This window comes from Pseudomonas sp. PDM26, from assembly GCF_019219185.1.
Classification (GTDB): domain Bacteria; phylum Pseudomonadota; class Gammaproteobacteria; order Pseudomonadales; family Pseudomonadaceae; genus Aquipseudomonas.
Window position 1 is genome coordinate 116,162 of sequence record NZ_JAHUWC010000015.1, and the last position, 16,077, is coordinate 132,238.

Genomic DNA, 16,077 nt, shown 5'->3' on the forward strand with positions numbered 1-16,077 from the left:
CTCGCCTACTCCTTCAGGATCAGCAGTGCTTCGCCTTTCTTCACGATGTAGGTTGCAAGTTCCGAGGACTTGCCCTGACCCACGTTCTTCGCCACATGGGCGACACCTTCGGGGATGTACAACGAGTCACCGGCCTTGAGCGTCACCGGTGCCCGCCCTTGCAGTTGATATTCAAAGGTGCCGCTGATCACGTGTGCCACCTCGACACCGGGGTGAGCATGTTTGGGCGATGTCACACCCGGATCGAAGTCCACGAGCACCTGGAGGACTTCGCGATCGGCGGTGCCCAGGTCTTCGCGTACCAGGTCGGTGCGGTGCAGGCCCTGCTGCCAGCTTTTCATCGCCGGGGCCGGTTGTGCTTCCTGGGCTTGAGCAAGGCTCGCTACAGTGGCGAGCCCTGCGGCGGCCAGAACCAGACCAAATTTGCCCAGGGGGTGACGGGTGGTGATACGCGACATTGTCTTTCCTCCAGTTGAACCACGCCAGGCTGCGCCGAAAGTGGCGCGATGCCGGTGATTCCATTTGAAGGCCGCCGTGTATCGCCCGGGTGTCGCGAAACGCCGGTTTTGTATGCCCGGGTAACGGTGGGCGTTGCGGATACCTGCTGATACAAACCCGTATCTGCGGGTACGGCATCGTGACCACCGGCATCGTGGTCAATGGCGAAGATGAAGTGACCGCGACCCGATCCCACTCAGGTCGCGGCAAGTTCAGGCTTTTTGACTACGCCAGATCGAATCGATCCAGGTTCATCATCTTCAAGGGCAACCCTGAGGGCCGCGCAGGCTGCGGCTTTCAAGCCCTCAAAAATCCCTCTTTGGGGTTTGTAAGGTTCGGTTTGGCTATGCAATGACAGCTTTATGTCAGCGTGACACTCCTCTCCCCGGCGTCCTGCCAGTGAACCGCCCCCCTTGCCCCCTCGCAACCCTTCGGCCTTCCGTCGAAATCAACTGCCATCCAGATCTGCACTCCTGTTGTATCGGCCTTGTACCGCGTACGATACGCGCGTGCCAGGTACAGGCCCGGTATAAAAAATGGAGCACCACAGACAATGACGTCTCTCGCCGAACCGGCCAGCCCGCTACTGACCCTAAACACCCACAGCACAAAGTACCGGCCGGACATTGATGGCCTGCGCGCAATCGCCGTCCTGTCCGTGGTCGGCTTTCACGCCTTCCCGGAATGGGTGACTGGCGGCTTCATCGGCGTCGATATTTTCTTCGTGATTTCCGGGTACCTGATCACCACCATCCTGCTCGAAGGCCTGGCTCGCGGGAAGTTCAGCATTCCGGATTTCTACGTTCGGCGCGTCAACCGCATATTCCCGGCCTTGCTTACGGTGATGATCGCCAGCTATGCGTTCGGTTGGCTGACACTGTTCCCCGACGAGTTCCAGCAGCTGGGCAAACACATTGCTGGCGGCTCCGCCTTTATATCCAACCTGGTTCTGTGGAACGAAAGCGGGTATTTCGATACATCGGCCGAGATAAAGCCGTTCCTGCATTTATGGTCATTGGGCATTGAAGAGCAGTACTACATCTTCTGGCCGGTGATCATGTGGGCCGCTTGGAAAAAGCAGTTAAACCTGCTGGCCATCGCGGTGTTGTTGCTCGGCGCGTCTTTCGCCCTGAACATGGAGTACATCAAGGAAGACCCAACGTTCACCTTCTACATGCCCCAGACTCGTTGCTGGGAACTGTTGATCGGCTCCGTGCTGGCCTACCTGTCACTCTATAAAATCTCGGCATTTGATAAAGCCTTTGCAGCGACAGACCGTTTTTTAGCCGCGATCATTCACAAGCCGGTGCCGGTAGAGAGTGGCCAAACACTCAGAAACGCCCTGTCGTTTATCGGGCTGGGCCTTATTGCCTACGGCCTGGCGACCATCACCAAGGATGATCAATTTCCCGGGTGGCGCGCAATTTTCCCAACGGTCGGTACCGCGTTGATCATCGCCGCCGGCTCGCGGTCGTGGCTCAATCGCTCGTTACTTCCCAACAAACTGATGGTGTGGGTCGGCCTGATCAGCTTCCCGCTGTACCTGTGGCACTGGCCTCTTTTGACATTCGCCCGCATCATTCAGAGCGATGTACCATCCCAAGAAATCAGAATGGCGGCCGTGTTCTCCGCTTTCATTTTAGCTTGGCTGACATATCGCTTTCTTGAGCGCCCTTTACGAAACAACCAAAGTAAATTCAAAACTCCTATTCTTGTCATCCTGATGGCGAGCATTGGAGGTGTGGGTTTTGCAACTTTCAATCTGGGTGGACTGCCTGACCGCGAGGCAGTCAAAAGTGCGGAAGAGTTCAACAGCCAATTTGTAGGGCCGATATGGAAATTCACCAAAAACGACACGTGCATCAATCGATATCAGTTTAAAGAAGCAGAGTCATATGGCTGGTGGTTTTGCATTACAAATAGAGATAAAAAACCAACCTTGCTCTTATTGGGCAACAGCTACGCAAACCATTTGTATCCTGGGCTTGCGGCGGAAAACAAAATAAACAATCAAACCATTCTTTCTATTGGTGCCTGCTCCCCAAACATGGGCAACCCCTCTGATGAAAATACAGCAACGACGATAACTCCGTGTTCTGGTAATCGGGCTTACCATCAGAAACTTCTGATCAACAGCATCATTGAGAAAGACAAAACAATAAAATATGCCATTCTAGACGGCCTCGACCCAAAACCAGACGAAAATGCAATTGCAACAATTGAAGAGCGGATAAGCTATCTTGAAGGCAACGGAATTCAAGTCATACTTTTTGTTCCTCACATCACAACAACCCATGACCTGAAAGGCTGTTTTTCTCGTCCGCTTAAAAGTGGGCCAGCCTCTTGCGACGTTAGTCCACAAGCAAAGGAAACAGCTTTCAATGACTTCAAGCCATTAGTCGATAAAATTTCAAGTAAACATCCAACCGTACGGGTTTTTGACCAGAATGAATTGTTCTGCAACTTCCTTGGCTGCTCTCTTACAACAAATGGGATGCCTTTATTTAGAGATGAATATAGTCATTACTCCGAGTACGCGAGTACAGAGCTAGCAAAACTGTTTGTGAAGTGGGCAGAGAAAAATGTACCGGGAATTTTAGAAAAATAATCAAGCAAGCTGCCAAGGCGATCAATCAGTAATCGCAGAACCATTGAAGCATGCCAGATACATTTACCGGGGCACCTGGGTTCCGGTGATGAGTAGTCAGGGGCCAGGTGGCGGCGACCCTGTCAGAGTCGCCACACCTATGCCTCCATGATGCTATCTGCTGGCGAGAATCCAATGTGGGTAGCCTAGCAACCCGGCCACAAAGACTGGACCCTGATCGCCAAGGTTCATGGTCGCCGGATGCCCTCCGCTGATGTAAAAGCCGGAGGGCGAGCCGAGGCACTTTTTGCCGGTAATGTCGGCGCTATGACAACCTCTCCTCTAGGCAGTACGGGTTAAGTCGAAGCGATCCAGGTTCATCACTTTGGTCCACGCAGCAACGAAGTCCTTGACGAACTTCTGCTGTGCATCGGCGCAGGCATAGAATTCGGCCAAGGCGCGCAACTGCGCATTGGAACCGAAGACCAGGTCAACCCGCGTCCCCGTCCACTTCACTGCACCGGTCTTGCGATCGCGCCCTTCATACTCTTGCTGGGCATCCGATACCGGCTTCCACTCCACGCCCATATCCAGCAGGTTGGTGAAGAAGTCGTTGGTCAAGGTTTCCGGACGTGTGGTGAACACACCGTGTCTGCTCTGGCCGACATTGGTGTTCAACACACGCAAGCCGCCCAGCAACACCGTCATTTCCGGCGCGCTGAGCGTCAGCAGTTGCGCCTTGTCGATCAGCAATTTTTCGGCCGGTACACGGTACTGTTGCTTCAGGTAATTACGGAAGCCGTCGGCAATCGGTTCAAGGTAACCGAAGGAATCGACATCGGTCTGTTCCTGGCTGGCGTCCATACGTCCTGGGCTGAACGGCACTGTCACACTGTGGCCGGCGTTTTTCGCAGCCTGTTCGACACCCACGCCACCGGCGAGCACGATCAGATCCGCCAGGGAGATTTTCTTGCCGCCCGATTGCGCGCTATTGAACTCCTTCTGAATGCTTTCGAGTTTTGCCAGCACGCTGGCCAATTGTTCTGGCTGGTTGGCCTGCCAGGACTTCTGCGGCTCCAGACGCAAACGCCCACCGTTGGCACCGCCGCGTTTATCGGAGCCACGGAAAATCGACGCTGCCGCCCAGGCCGTGGATACCAGTTGCGAGACTGACAGCCCCGAGGCCGCAATTTTGCCCTTGAGCGCAGCCACATCGCTGTCATTGACCAGCGGATGATCGACGGCCGGGATCGGGTCTTGCCACAGCAGCTCTTCGTTCGGCATTTCCGGGCCGAGGTAGCGTGAGAGCGGTCCCATGTCACGGTGAATCAGCTTGTACCAGGCACGGGCGAAGGCGTCGGCCAACTGGTCTGGATTGGCCAGGAAGCGCCGCGAAATCGGCTCATAGATCGGGTCGAAGCGTAGCGACAGGTCCGTGGTCAGCATGGTCGGATCACGCCGTTTGGACGGATCATGGGCATCCGGAATGGTACCGGCGCCAGCGCCGTTTTTCGGCTTCCACTGGTTTGCCCCCGCCGGGCTCTTGGTCAGTTCCCATTCGTAACCGAACAGGTTCTCCAGGTAGTTGTTGCTCCACCGGGTTGGCGTGGTCGTCCAGGTCACTTCCAGGCCGCTGGAGATGGTGTCGTCTCCTTTACCGGTACCGAACGTGCTCTTCCAGCCCAGGCCCTGTAGTTCGAGGCCGGCGGCTTCGGGCGCCGGTCCGACATGCTCGACGGGACCGGCACCGTGGGTTTTGCCGAAGGCGTGACCGCCCGCGATCAGCGCGACGGTTTCCTCGTCGTTCATGGCCATGCGCGCAAAGGTTTCACGGATGTCCGTCCCGGCGGCGACCGGATCAGAGTTGCCTTCAGGGCCTTCGGGGTTTACGTAAATCAGGCCCATCTGCACGGCTGCGAGGGGGGGTTCCAGATTGCGCTCTGCGGGATTTTGCCCGGCATCTTTGCCATACCGCACGTCGCCACCCAGCCACGTTTTTTCCGAGCCCCAGTAGACATCTTCGTCCGGTTCCCAGACATCCGGGCGGCCCCCGGAAAAACCAAAGGTCTTGAAGCCCATGTCCTCCAGCGCAACGTTGCCGGCGAGGACGATCAGGTCGGCCCAGGAGATTTTGTTGCCGTACTTTTGCTTGATTGGCCAGAGCAGCCGACGGGCCTTGTCGAGGCTGACGTTGTCGGGCCAGCTGTTGAGCGGTGCAAAGCGCTGCTGGCCGGAGCCGGCGCCACCCCGACCGTCACCGGTGCGATAGGTGCCTGCGGCGTGCCAGGACATGCGGATAAAGAAAGGCCCATAGTGACCGAAGTCCGCCGGCCACCAGTCCTGGGAATCGGTCATCAGCGCAGTCAGGTCTTTTTTCAACGCCTGAAAGTCCAGGCTCTTGAAGGCTTCGGCGTAGTTGAAGTCGCCCCCCAACGGGTCAGATTTTGGCGAGTGTTGACTCAAGATCTTCAGGTTCAGTTGGTTCGGCCACCAGTCGCGGTTCGTCGTGCCACCGCCGGCAGCGGCGTGATTGAACGGGCATTTCGATTCAGTTGACATGGCATCTCCTCTTGATTTTGTTTTCAGCTAACCATCCTTAAGCGTGGATCCGGATCACCGATTGAAGAAATAGCTTTTCGGTATGGGATCCATAGCCTAAAGGCTATGACGGCCCAGTGATCAGTCGCTCCAGAACATCCATTAAAGTACCGGTCCGGGAAACTGTCGCTTCATCTTGGGAGATAGCTGATAAACAGTTCAAATCTGCAAGCAAATGCAAGATCATGAACACCTGCCACAATGGATGGGTAGCCTTTGCTGCAAGGACGCGGACGATCGTAAGAATTGTTTGCCGCGAGAGGTTTCGCCATGTTCCTCAAAGCCATTGTCATCTGGTCATTGCTGTCGATCATCGTTGCCGCCGTGTTCTGTCGCCTGATGCATAACGCCAAGGTCGCCGACCGGGCGCTCAAGATCGCCAGGCCGGATCATGAGACTCATGAACGAAACGTTGGCAAGGCGTCCATGCCCCGGGACAAAAGTGGCAGCGACGATTCGGATTACCACGCGGTCTGAGCCATTCAGGGCGTTCCTGCATTCAATAAAAAACCGGCTATTCAGCCGGTTTTTTTATTTCACTCAACAGCACTTCGGTCCGGCTTTACTGCCGTAACGGGCTTCCTGACGCTCGCGGAAGAACGCCTCGTAGTCCATCACCGGTTTGTCCGGGTGCTTGGTCTGCATATGCTCGACGTAGTTGTCGTAGTCGGGCATGCCGACCATCAGGCGCGCGGCCTGACCGAGGTATTTGCCGAGGCGACTCAGGTCATTGAACATGATCAGGCATCCGGCAGCGCATGGAATGGCGCCTCCTTATCCGTACGCTCCTTGGTGCCCCAGGCGGCAATACCGACCTTGAGCGCGAAGAACAGGATGCTGAACACCACGAACAGGAACAGCGCGGTCAGCGTTGCGTTGGTGTAGGCGTTGAAGATCACGTGCTGCATCTGGTCGATGCTCTTGGCCGGGGCCAGCACCTGACCGTTGGCCAGGGCATCGCTGTACTTCTTCGCCAGGGCGAGGAAGCCGATCGCCGGGTTGGCATCGAACAGCTTGATGAAACCGGCGGTCGTGGTGCAGATCAGCAACCATACCGCCGGCAGCAAGGTGACCCAGACATAACGCTGGCGCTTCATCTTGATCAGCACCACGGTGCCGAGCATCAGCGCGATACCGGCCAGCATCTGGTTGGAGATACCGAACAGCGGCCACAAGGTGTTGATGCCACCCAATGGATCGATCACGCCCTGATACAGCAGATAACCCCACATGGCCACGCAACCGGCGGTGGCGATCAGGTTGGCGGTCCAGGATTCGGTGCGGCGCAGGGCCGGCACGAACGAGCCGAGCAAGTCCTGGAGCATGAAACGCCCGGCACGGGTACCGGCGTCGACCGCGGTCAGGATGAACAGCGCTTCGAACAGGATCGCGAAGTGGTACCAGAACGCCATGGTGTTCTCACCTGGCAGGACGTGGTGCAGGATCTGCGCGATACCGACTGCCAGGGTCGGCGCACCGCCGGCACGGGCCAGGATGGTGGTTTCACCGATGTCATGGGCCACCGCTTGCAGCGCTTCAGGCGTGATGGCAAAGCCCCAGCTGCTGACGGTTTGAGCCACGGCAACCGCGTCGGCACCGACGACGGCGGCCGGGCTGTTCATGGCAAAGTACACGCCCGGATCGATCACCGACGCAGCGACCATGGCCATGATGGCCACGAAGGATTCCATCAGCATGCCGCCGTAACCGATGTAGCGGGCATGCCCTTCGCTGGCGAGCAGCTTCGGCGTGGTGCCGGAGGCGATCAGCGCGTGGAAACCCGAGACCGCGCCACAGGCGATGGTGATGAACAGGAACGGGAACAGACCGCCCTTCCATACCGGGCCGGTGCCGTCGATGAACTGGGTCAGAGCCGGCATTTTCAGCTCGGGCATGGTCACCAGGATGCCGATGGCCAAAGCGACGATGGTGCCGATTTTCAGGAAGGTCGATAGGTAGTCACGGGGCGCCAGGATCAGCCACACCGGCAACACCGCCGCGACAAAACCGTAGCCGATCAGCATCCAGGTGATCTGCAGACCGGTAAAGGTAAAGGCCTTGGCCCACACCGGATCCGCGGCAATCTGCCCGCCGAGCCAGATCGAGCCGAGCAGCAACAGCACGCCGATCACCGAGATCTCACCGATGCGACCGGGGCGGATGTAGCGCATGTAGATGCCCATGAACATCGCGATCGGGATGGTCGCCATCACCGTGAAAATGCCCCAAGGGCTCTCGGCCAGGGCTTTGACCACGATCAGCGCCAGCACCGCGAGGATGATGATCATGATCAGGAAGCAGCCGAACAGCGCGATGGTCCCGGGGATGCGGCCCATTTCCTCGCGAACCATGTCGCCCAGGGAGCGACCATTGCGGCGGGTGGACATGAACAGGACCATGAAGTCCTGAACGGCACCGGCCAGCACCACGCCGGCGATCAGCCACAGCGTGCCGGGCAGGTAGCCCATCTGCGCCGCCAGCACCGGACCGACCAGAGGGCCTGCACCAGCGATGGCCGCGAAGTGATGACCGAACAGTACGTGTTTGTTGGTCGGCACGTAGTCCAGACCATCGTTGTTGAGCACAGCCGGAGTGGCCCGATTGGGATCGAGCTGCATCACTTTATTGGCGATGAACAGGCTGTAGTAGCGGTAGGCAACAAGGTAGATGGCGACGGCTGCGACTACGATCCACAGGGCGTTGATCGCTTCGCCGCGGCGCAGGGCCACGACACTCAGCGCAATCGCTCCCAGGACAGCCACGGCAAACCAGGCGAGGTGTTTAGCCAGACGGGGCATAGCGTGTCTCCTGCCGACAGCCAGTGACTGCGGCGGTAATTTTTATAATTGTGTCCGCGGTGCGGAGCTGGCCCAATATCTGCGCATGCCGTCCACAAATAAATCCGCGTTACTACGTACGTGGTATCTACGTAGTTCTACGTAGACAACACCGCCCCCTCCCCCTGTAGGAGCGAGCTTGCTCGCGATGGACTCCGGAACACCGCGTTTATCCAGCAGGCACGCGTTTTCGTTAACGACCATCGCGAGCAAGCTCGCTCCTACAGGGCCTCTTTTGGCATATGATCCCGAGCCTTCGCGCGGGCAGGAGTCAACATGCAGCTCAAACACAAGATCGTCGCCCTCGGGATTCTGCCGCTGGTGCTGGCCATTGCCGTCATCTGCGCGCTGGTGATATCCCTCAACCGCCAATTGGGCGACCAACAGGCGCAACTGATCGAAGACAGCATTCTGGCGAGCAAGCGCGCGGAGCTGAAAAACTACGTGGAAATGGCCCAGAGCCTGATCGAGCCGCTGTACGACGACGGTCACGGTGATGCCCACGCCCAGCAACAAGTGCTGGAAGAACTGCGCAAGCTCAGCTTCGGCATCAACGGCTACTTCTTCGTCTACGACCACGAAGGCCGCAGCCTGATGCATGCGCGCCAGTCGGAACTGGTGGGCCAATACCTGTGGGACATGAAAGACCCCCACGGCCTGCCGGTGATCCAGGCGCTGCTCAAAAGCGCGCAATCGGGCGAAGGTTTTCAACGCTACGCCTGGAACAAACCCTCCTCCGGCCAGGTGACCGACAAGCTCGCCTATGTGGTGATGCTCGATCGCTGGGGCTGGATGCTCGGCACCGGCATCTACCTGGAAGACGTCGAGCGCGCCACCCAGCAGGCCCGTGCCGAAGTGGCCATGGGCATCCGCAAGACCATGATGGCCATCGCCGTGGTCGCCCTGGTCGCGGTACTGTTCGTGTTCGCCACCGGCATGACCCTCAACGTCAGCGAACATCGGCTGGCGGACAAGAAACTGCAACGCCTGACCCAGCGCATCGTCAGCCTGCAGGAGGAGGAACGATCCCGGGTGTCCCGCGAGTTGCACGATGGCATCAGCCAGGTGCTGGTCTCGATCAAGTTTCAGTTCGAACTGGCCAGCCATCTGCTGGAACGCGGACAAGCCCACGACAAGGGCCTGAACACGTTAAGGGACGCCACCGAGCGCCTGGGCGATGCCATCGGCGAAGTCCGCAGCCTCTCCCACGACCTGCGCTCATCCTTGCTCGACACCCTCGGCCTGCCGGCGGCCATCGGCCAATTGGCCGCCGAATTCGAGCAGCGCAGCGGGCTGAGCGTGACCTATGACGAAAATGAATTCGACTGCCAACTGGTCGATGGCGCCGCTGTTGCACTGTTCCGCATCGTCCAGGAAGGCCTGACCAATATTGAACGCCATGCGCAGGCGAAGAACGTGTCCATTACCCTGCGCGGCTGCGAACAATCGGTGCGGCTGACCGTGGTCGATGACGGCAGCGGTTTCAACGTCGCCCAGGTCGAACGTCGTCAGGCCGGCATTGGTTTGCGTAACATCCGCGAACGCGTCGAACATTTTGGCGGACGCTTCGATTTGATCTCGATGCCGGGCAGAAGCGAGCTGGACGTACGGCTGCCAATGAAACCTGGCGCAAAACTACAAGAGTGAACCTTGCATGAACCTGCCCTCCCCGATCCGCGTCGCCCTGGTCGACGATCACTCCCTGGTCCGCGACGGCATCAAGGCGCTGCTGGCCGTGATGTCGCCCCTGGAAATGGTCGGCGAAGCGGAAAACGGCGCCGACGCCATCGAAATGGTCGGGCGTTGCCAGCCGGACCTGCTGCTGGTCGACATCAGCCTGCCGGACATGAACGGCCTGGAACTGACCCGCGTGCTGCGCAGCCAGTACCCGTCGCTCAAGGTGCTGGTGCTGAGCATGTACGACAATTACGAATACGTCAGTGAATCGGTGCGCTCCGGCGCCAGCGGCTACGTGCTGAAGAACGCCCCGTCACGGGAAATCATCGCCGCCATCGAGGCCATCAGCAGCGGGGGAACCTTCTACAGCGCCGAAATCGCCCAGCGGCTGATCGCCGACAGGAACACCGACAACGAACTGACCCCGAGGGAAAGCCAGGTGCTGTCGAAGATGGCGCAAGGGTTGAACAACAAGGAAATGGCCCGGGAACTGGACATCAGCGTGCGCACGGTGGAAACCCATCGGCTGAGTATTCGGCGCAAGCTCAACATCGACAAGCCGGCGGCGCTGGTCAAATACGCCCTCGACCACGGCCTCATTTCCCGCTAGCCCCTCCCTCCAGCCACCACCATCCTCTGTAGGAGCTGCCGCAGGCTGCGATCTTTTGATTTTCCAGATCAAAAGATCGCAGCCTGCGGCAGCTCCTACAGGTTTCGTACGGCCGAAAATTTCTTTCCTCCCTACCACCCGACGAGAAACTCATCCAAGGGACTTGCGTCATCGGTATTATGGTATACCATCAGACGCACAGACACCAAAACCTCCTACGGAGCAGCCCATGAGTTTCGAAATCCGCAAGATCGTCAGCTATGTCGAAGAAACCTTTATCGAAGGCGGCAAAGCCACCGATAAGCCCGTGACCATGGTCGGTCTGGCCGTTGTGATGAAAAACCCCTGGGTGGGCAACGGTTTCGTCGAAGACCTGAAACCACAGATCCGCGCCAACTGCTCCGACCTCGGCGCGCTGATGGTAGAGCGCCTGGTGGGCATCATTGGCGGTGCCGAGAAAATCGAGGCTTACGGCAAGGCCGCGGTGGTCGGCGCCGATGGCGAGATCGAACACGCTTCGGCGGTGATCCACACCCTGCGCTTCGGCAACCATTACCGCGAAGCGGTCAAGGCCAAGAGCTACCTGAGCTTCACCAACAAGCGCGGCGGCCCGGGCACCTCGATCCAGATCCCGATGATGCACAAGGACGACGAAGGCCTTCGTTCGCACTACATCACCCTGGAAATGCAGATCGAAGACGCCCCGCGTGCCGACGAAATCGTTGTGGTCCTGGGTTGCGCCGACGGCGGCCGCCTGCACCCGCGCATCGGCAACCGCTACATCGACCTGGAAGAACTGGCCGCCGAAAAAGCCCAGTAACCGGCCAGCAGAACGACAACAAGAAGGCATTGCAGGAGCGCTCCATGATTCGGCTCACCGCTGAACTCACCCCGGCTGGCACCAGTTACCTGGCGACCGGCCAAGGCCAGCCCGTGGTCTTGATCCACGGCGTGGGCCTGAACAAAGAAATGTGGGGTGGCCAGATCGTTGGCCTGGCCACGAACTACCGCGTCATCGCCTACGACATGCTCGGCCATGGCGCCAGCCCGCGCCCTTCGATCGGCACGCCGCTGCTCGGCTATGCCGACCAGTTACTGGAGCTGCTCGACCACCTGCAATTGCCCAAGGCAACGGTGATCGGTTTTTCCATGGGCGGGCTGGTGGCGCGGGCGTTTGCCTTGCACTACCCGCAACACCTGGAAGGCCTGGTGGTGCTCAACAGCGTGTTCAACCGCAGCGCTGAACAACGCGCCGGGGTCATCGCCCGCACCAGTCAGGCTGCCGAACACGGACCGGACGCCAATGCCGAAGCGGCGCTGTCGCGCTGGTTCAGCCGTGAATACCAGGCGGCCAACCCGGCGCAGATCGCCGCGATTCGCCAGACCCTGGCCGGCAATGACCCCCAGGGCTACCTGACCACCTATGAACTGTTCGCCACCCAGGACATGTACCGCGCCGACGACCTGGCCAGCATCCAGGTGCCGACGCTGATCGCCACCGGTGAGCTGGACCCCGGTTCGACCCCGGAAATGGCCCGGCAACTGGCCGAACGCATTCCCGGTGCGACCGTTGCCGTGCTCGCCGAGCAACGGCATATGATGCCCGTAGAGTCTCCGCGCCTGGTCAACCAGCTGTTGCTGGAGTTTCTACAGACCGCGCATTCCCAACAAAACCAGATCAAGGGGATCGTTGCATGACACTCGCACGCTTCCAGATGTGCATCGGCGGTGAATGGGTCGATGCCCTGTCCGGCAAGACCTTCGAAAGCCTCAACCCGGCGTTGGCCGAGCCTTGGGCCGAGCTGCCAGATGCCGACGAAGCCGATGTCGAGCGCGCTGTGCAGGCAGCGCAGACGGCTTTCGACGGCCCGGCATGGCGCGGCTTGACCGCCACTGCGCGCGGCAAATTGCTGCGACGCCTGGGCGACCTGATCGCCGAGAACAAGGAACAACTGGCGCAGCTGGAAAGCCGCGACAACGGCAAGCTGATCCGCGAAACCCGCGGCCAGGTCGGCTATCTGCCGGAGTTCTTCCACTACACCGCAGGCCTGGCGGACAAGCTCGAAGGCGGCACCCTGCCGCTGGACAAGCCGGACCTGTTTGCCTACACCGTGCACGAAGCCATGGGCGTGGTTGCCGCGATCATTCCGTGGAACAGCCCGCTGTACCTCACCGCGATCAAACTTGCTCCGGCCCTCGCCGCGGGCAACACCATCGTGATCAAGCCGTCGGAACACGCCTCGGCGACCATCCTCGAACTGGCGCGCCTGGCGCTGGAAGCCGGGATCCCGCCGGGCGTGGTCAACGTGGTCACCGGTTACGGCCCAAGCACCGGCGCCGCCCTCACCCGCCATCCGCTGATCCGCAAGATCGCCTTCACCGGCGGCGCTGCCACGGCCCGGCATGTGGTGCGCAGCAGCGCCGAGAATTTCGCCAAGCTGTCGCTGGAACTGGGGGGCAAATCGCCGAACATCATCTTCGCCGACGCCGACCTCGACAGCGCGATCAACGGCGCCATCGCCGGGATCTATGCCGCCTCCGGGCAGAGCTGCGTCTCCGGTTCGCGCTTGCTGGTGCAGGACGAGATCTACGACGAGTTCGTCGGTCGTCTGGTGGACCGCGCCCGGCGCATCCGCATTGGCAACCCGCAGGACGACAGCAGCGAAATGGGCCCGATGGCCACCGCACAGCAACTGGCTGTGGTCGAAGGCCTGGTGGCCGATGCGATTGCCGAAGGCGCGCGCCTGCGCCTGGGCGGCAAGCGTCCGGAGAATCTGGGCGACGGCTGGTTCTATGAGCCGACGCTGTTCGAGTGCGACCGCAACTCGATGAAGATCATGCAGGAAGAAGTCTTTGGCCCGGTGGCTTCGGTCATCCGTTTCAAGGACGAAGCCGAAGCGCTGGCGATTGCCAACGACTCGCAGTTCGGCCTCGCCGCCGGCATCTGGACCCGTGACCTGGGTCGTGCCCATCGCCTGGCCCGGGACGTGCGTTCCGGGATCATCTGGGTCAACACCTACCGCGCGGTCTCGGCCATGGCGCCGATCGGCGGCTTCAAGAACAGCGGCTATGGACGCGAAAGCGGCATCGATTCGGTGCTGGCCTACACCGAGCTGAAAACGGTGTGGATCAACCTGTCCCAGGCACCGATGCCTGATCCGTTCGTGATGCGCTAGGAGTCCTGAGAAATGATCGAACCCGGCATTTACAAAGACGTGATGAGTTCGTTCCCGTCCGGGGTCACGGTGGTCACCACCCTGGACCCGGACGGCGGCATCGTCGGTATCACCGCCAGCGCCTTCAGTGCGCTGTCGATCGACCCGGCACTGGTGCTGTTCTGCCCCAACTACGGCTCCGACACCTACCCGGTGCTGCGCGACAGCAAGCAGTTCGCGATTCACCTGCTGTCCGCCGACCAGACCGCCGAAGCCTATGCCTTCGCCGGTAAAGGCAAAGACAAGGCCAAAGGCATCGAGTGGCACTTGAGCGAACTGGGTAACCCGATCCTGGCCAAGGCGACGGCGATCATCGAGTGCGAACTGTGGCGCGAGTACGACGGCGGCGATCACGCGATCATCGTCGGCGCGGTGAAGAACCTGATCCTGCCCGAGCAACCGGTGACGCCAATGATCTACCACAAAGGCAAGCTGGGGCCACTGCCCACCCTGGCCTGACACAGCCACTGTAGGAGCGAGCTTGCTCGCGATGGTCGTGAACGATAACGCGTGCTGCCTGACAGCCCTTGGCGTTCTCGGTTTTTTCGCGAGCAAGCTCGCTCCTACAGGTAACCCCCTTTTTTCCAGGAGCCGACATGAGCCCAGCAGCCTCGTTACTGTTCCGCCAACAGGCCTACATCAACGGCCAATGGCTGGACGCGCCGGATGGCGCCTGTCAGGACATCTTCAATCCGGCCACCGGTGAACTCATCGGCCAAGTGCCGAGCCTGGGTACCGAGCACGCGCGCCTGGCCATCGAGGCCGCCAACAAGGCCTGGCCGGCCTGGCGCGCACTGACCGCCAAGGAACGCAGCAATACCCTCAAGCGCTGGCATGCCTCGATGCTGGAAAACGCCGATGCCCTGGCCGAGATCCTCACCCTCGAACAAGGCAAGCCACTGACTGAGGCCAAGGGCGAAATCCTCTACGCCGCGAGCTTCATCGAGTGGTTCGCCGAAGAAGCCAAGCGCATCTACGGCGACACCATTCCCAGCCACAAGGGCGACGCGCGCATCGTGGTCAGCAAGGAGCCGATTGGCGTGGTCGCGGCCATCACACCATGGAACTTCCCGGCGGCGATGATCACGCGCAAGGCCGGCCCGGCGCTGGCCGCCGGTTGCCCGTGCATCGTCAAACCGGCCCCGGAAACGCCCTTCTCGGCGCTGGCCATGGCGGTTCTGGCGGAACAGGCCGGGATTCCGGCGGGCATTTTCAACGTGATCACCGGCGACGCCATCGCTATCGGCGCCGAGCTGACCGCCAGCCCGAAGGTGCGCAAACTGTCGTTCACCGGTTCCACTGCCATCGGCAAATTGCTGATGGCCCAGTGCGCGCCGACGCTGAAAAAAGTCTCGCTGGAACTGGGCGGCAACGCGCCGTTCATTGTCTTCGACGATGCCGACCTGGAGCGTGCCGTCGATGGCGCGCTGATCGCCAAATTCCGCAACGCCGGGCAGACCTGCGTCTGCGTCAATCGCTTCCTGGTCCAGGCCGGTATCCACGACGCCTTTGTGGCGCGCCTGACCGAGCGGGTTTCGCAACTCAAGGTCGGCAGCGGCTTTGACGCGGGTGTCACCCAAGGACCGCTGATCAACGAGCGTGCCGTGGCCAAGGTCGAAGACCATGTGCAGGACGCGCTGGCCCACGGCGCACAACTGCTGTGCGGCGGTGAACGCCATGCATTGGGCAACGGCTTCTTCCAGCCAACCGTTTTGGCGGGCGTTACCACGCAAATGAAAGTTGCCCAAGAAGAAACCTTCGGCCCACTGGCGGCGGTGTTCCGTTTCGACACCGAGGCCCAGGCCGTCGAGATGGCCAACGACACCGAGTTCGGCCTGGCCGCCTACTGCTACACCCGCGACCTGGGCCGCGCCTGGCGCATGAGCGATGCATTGGAGTACGGCATGGTCGGGATCAACGAAGGGCTGATTTCCACAGAAGTCGCGCCGTTTGGCGGCATCAAGTCCTCGGGGCTCGGCCGTGAAGGGTCGAAGTACGGCATCGAGGATTACCTGGAACTCAAATACACCTTGATGGGCGGCCTCTGAGCCCACG

At 60.1% G+C, this 16,077-nt stretch carries 14 protein-coding genes and 1 pseudogene; 11 read left to right on the forward strand and 4 right to left on the reverse strand.

The window, feature by feature from the left end:
- Positions 1-5: 5 nt before the first annotated feature.
- A complete protein-coding gene (locus tag KW849_RS25780; protein ID WP_218432008.1) occupies positions 6-458 on the reverse strand; it encodes a cupin domain-containing protein in 453 nt (150 codons plus the stop codon).
- 179 nt (positions 459-637) lie between these two features.
- Here KW849_RS25780 and KW849_RS25785 point away from each other — a divergent pair, with 179 nt between their 5' ends.
- The 3 genes and pseudogenes from KW849_RS25785 to KW849_RS31530 all read left to right on the forward strand — a co-directional run.
- On the forward strand, positions 638-853 hold the full coding sequence (locus tag KW849_RS25785; RefSeq protein ID WP_218432016.1) for a hypothetical protein: 216 nt from the start codon (positions 638-640) through the stop codon (positions 851-853).
- Positions 854-1,051: 198 nt separating this feature from the next.
- Complete coding sequence (locus tag KW849_RS25790) at positions 1,052-3,106, forward strand: acyltransferase family protein (RefSeq protein ID WP_218432018.1); 2,055 nt, start codon at positions 1,052-1,054, stop codon at positions 3,104-3,106.
- 96 nt (positions 3,107-3,202) lie between these two features.
- A pseudogene (locus KW849_RS31530) lies at positions 3,203-3,445 on the forward strand (site-specific integrase); the annotation flags it as partial.
- Here the strand turns inward: KW849_RS31530 and katG are convergent.
- Positions 3,428-5,644 carry a catalase/peroxidase HPI gene (katG, locus tag KW849_RS25795; RefSeq protein WP_218432020.1) on the reverse strand — a complete coding sequence of 739 codons (2,217 nt, stop codon included), beginning with the start codon at positions 5,642-5,644 and terminating at the stop codon, positions 3,428-3,430. The pseudogene KW849_RS31530 and the gene katG sit on opposite strands and share 18 nt — an antisense overlap.
- Positions 5,645-5,953: 309 nt before the next feature.
- Here katG and KW849_RS25800 point away from each other — a divergent pair, with 309 nt between their 5' ends.
- Entirely contained in the window at positions 5,954-6,160 is a 207-nt protein-coding gene (locus tag KW849_RS25800) for a hypothetical protein (protein WP_218432021.1), read from the forward strand.
- Between the two features lie 63 nt (positions 6,161-6,223).
- Here the strand turns inward: KW849_RS25800 and KW849_RS25805 are convergent, their stop codons facing one another.
- Both KW849_RS25805 and KW849_RS25810 read right to left on the reverse strand, forming a co-directional pair.
- Entirely contained in the window at positions 6,224-6,421 is a 198-nt protein-coding gene (locus KW849_RS25805) for a YbdD/YjiX family protein (RefSeq protein ID WP_007976534.1), read from the reverse strand.
- Positions 6,422-6,423: 2 nt separating this feature from the next.
- The gene (locus tag KW849_RS25810; RefSeq protein WP_218432024.1) at positions 6,424-8,481 is read right to left on the reverse strand and encodes a carbon starvation CstA family protein; all 2,058 of its coding nucleotides are present in this window, start codon (positions 8,479-8,481) and stop codon (positions 6,424-6,426) included.
- A 315-nt stretch (positions 8,482-8,796) separates the two neighbouring features.
- On the opposite strand from KW849_RS25810, the gene KW849_RS25815 reads away from it, so the two are divergent.
- The 7 genes from KW849_RS25815 to KW849_RS25845 all read left to right on the forward strand — a co-directional run bounded on the left by KW849_RS25815 (position 8,797) and on the right by KW849_RS25845 (position 16,070).
- Positions 8,797-10,167, forward strand: a complete 1,371-nt coding sequence (locus tag KW849_RS25815; RefSeq protein WP_218432026.1) for a cache domain-containing protein — start codon at positions 8,797-8,799, stop codon at positions 10,165-10,167.
- A 7-nt stretch (positions 10,168-10,174) separates the two neighbouring features.
- Positions 10,175-10,807, forward strand: coding sequence for a response regulator transcription factor (locus KW849_RS25820; protein WP_218432028.1), 633 nt, complete (start codon positions 10,175-10,177; stop codon positions 10,805-10,807).
- Between the two features lie 229 nt (positions 10,808-11,036).
- Positions 11,037-11,627 carry an amino acid synthesis family protein gene (locus tag KW849_RS25825; RefSeq protein ID WP_003225712.1) on the forward strand — a complete coding sequence of 197 codons (591 nt, stop codon included), beginning with the start codon at positions 11,037-11,039 and terminating at the stop codon, positions 11,625-11,627.
- 44 nt (positions 11,628-11,671) lie between these two features.
- The gene (locus KW849_RS25830; RefSeq protein ID WP_218432030.1) at positions 11,672-12,505 is read left to right on the forward strand and encodes an alpha/beta fold hydrolase; all 834 of its coding nucleotides are present in this window, start codon (positions 11,672-11,674) and stop codon (positions 12,503-12,505) included.
- Positions 12,502-13,983, forward strand: coding sequence for an aldehyde dehydrogenase (locus tag KW849_RS25835; protein ID WP_218432031.1), 1,482 nt, complete (start codon positions 12,502-12,504; stop codon positions 13,981-13,983). Before KW849_RS25830 ends, KW849_RS25835 begins: the two co-directional genes overlap by 4 nt.
- Positions 13,984-13,995: 12 nt before the next feature.
- Positions 13,996-14,481 carry a flavin reductase family protein gene (locus KW849_RS25840; protein ID WP_218432033.1) on the forward strand — a complete coding sequence of 162 codons (486 nt, stop codon included), beginning with the start codon at positions 13,996-13,998 and terminating at the stop codon, positions 14,479-14,481.
- Positions 14,482-14,618: 137 nt separating this feature from the next.
- Entirely contained in the window at positions 14,619-16,070 is a 1,452-nt protein-coding gene (locus KW849_RS25845) for an NAD-dependent succinate-semialdehyde dehydrogenase (protein WP_218432035.1), read from the forward strand.
- Positions 16,071-16,077: the final 7 nt, after the last annotated feature.

Coding starts and splice junctions, on each gene's coding strand:
- KW849_RS25825 (WP_003225712.1), top strand. CDS start 11,037: ATGAGTTTCGAAATCCGCAAGATCGTCAGCTATGTCGAAGAAACCTTT.
- KW849_RS25805 (WP_007976534.1), bottom strand. CDS start 6,421: ATGTTCAATGACCTGAGTCGCCTCGGCAAATACCTCGGTCAGGCCGCG.
- KW849_RS25810 (WP_218432024.1), bottom strand. CDS start 8,481: ATGCCCCGTCTGGCTAAACACCTCGCCTGGTTTGCCGTGGCTGTCCTG.
- KW849_RS25780 (WP_218432008.1), bottom strand. CDS start 458: ATGTCGCGTATCACCACCCGTCACCCCCTGGGCAAATTTGGTCTGGTT.
- KW849_RS25815 (WP_218432026.1), top strand. CDS start 8,797: ATGCAGCTCAAACACAAGATCGTCGCCCTCGGGATTCTGCCGCTGGTG.
- KW849_RS25800 (WP_218432021.1), top strand. CDS start 5,954: ATGTTCCTCAAAGCCATTGTCATCTGGTCATTGCTGTCGATCATCGTT.
- KW849_RS25845 (WP_218432035.1), top strand. CDS start 14,619: ATGAGCCCAGCAGCCTCGTTACTGTTCCGCCAACAGGCCTACATCAAC.
- KW849_RS25790 (WP_218432018.1), top strand. CDS start 1,052: ATGACGTCTCTCGCCGAACCGGCCAGCCCGCTACTGACCCTAAACACC.
- KW849_RS25830 (WP_218432030.1), top strand. CDS start 11,672: ATGATTCGGCTCACCGCTGAACTCACCCCGGCTGGCACCAGTTACCTG.
- KW849_RS25835 (WP_218432031.1), top strand. CDS start 12,502: ATGACACTCGCACGCTTCCAGATGTGCATCGGCGGTGAATGGGTCGAT.
- KW849_RS25840 (WP_218432033.1), top strand. CDS start 13,996: ATGATCGAACCCGGCATTTACAAAGACGTGATGAGTTCGTTCCCGTCC.
- katG (WP_218432020.1), bottom strand. CDS start 5,644: ATGTCAACTGAATCGAAATGCCCGTTCAATCACGCCGCTGCCGGCGGT.
- KW849_RS25820 (WP_218432028.1), top strand. CDS start 10,175: ATGAACCTGCCCTCCCCGATCCGCGTCGCCCTGGTCGACGATCACTCC.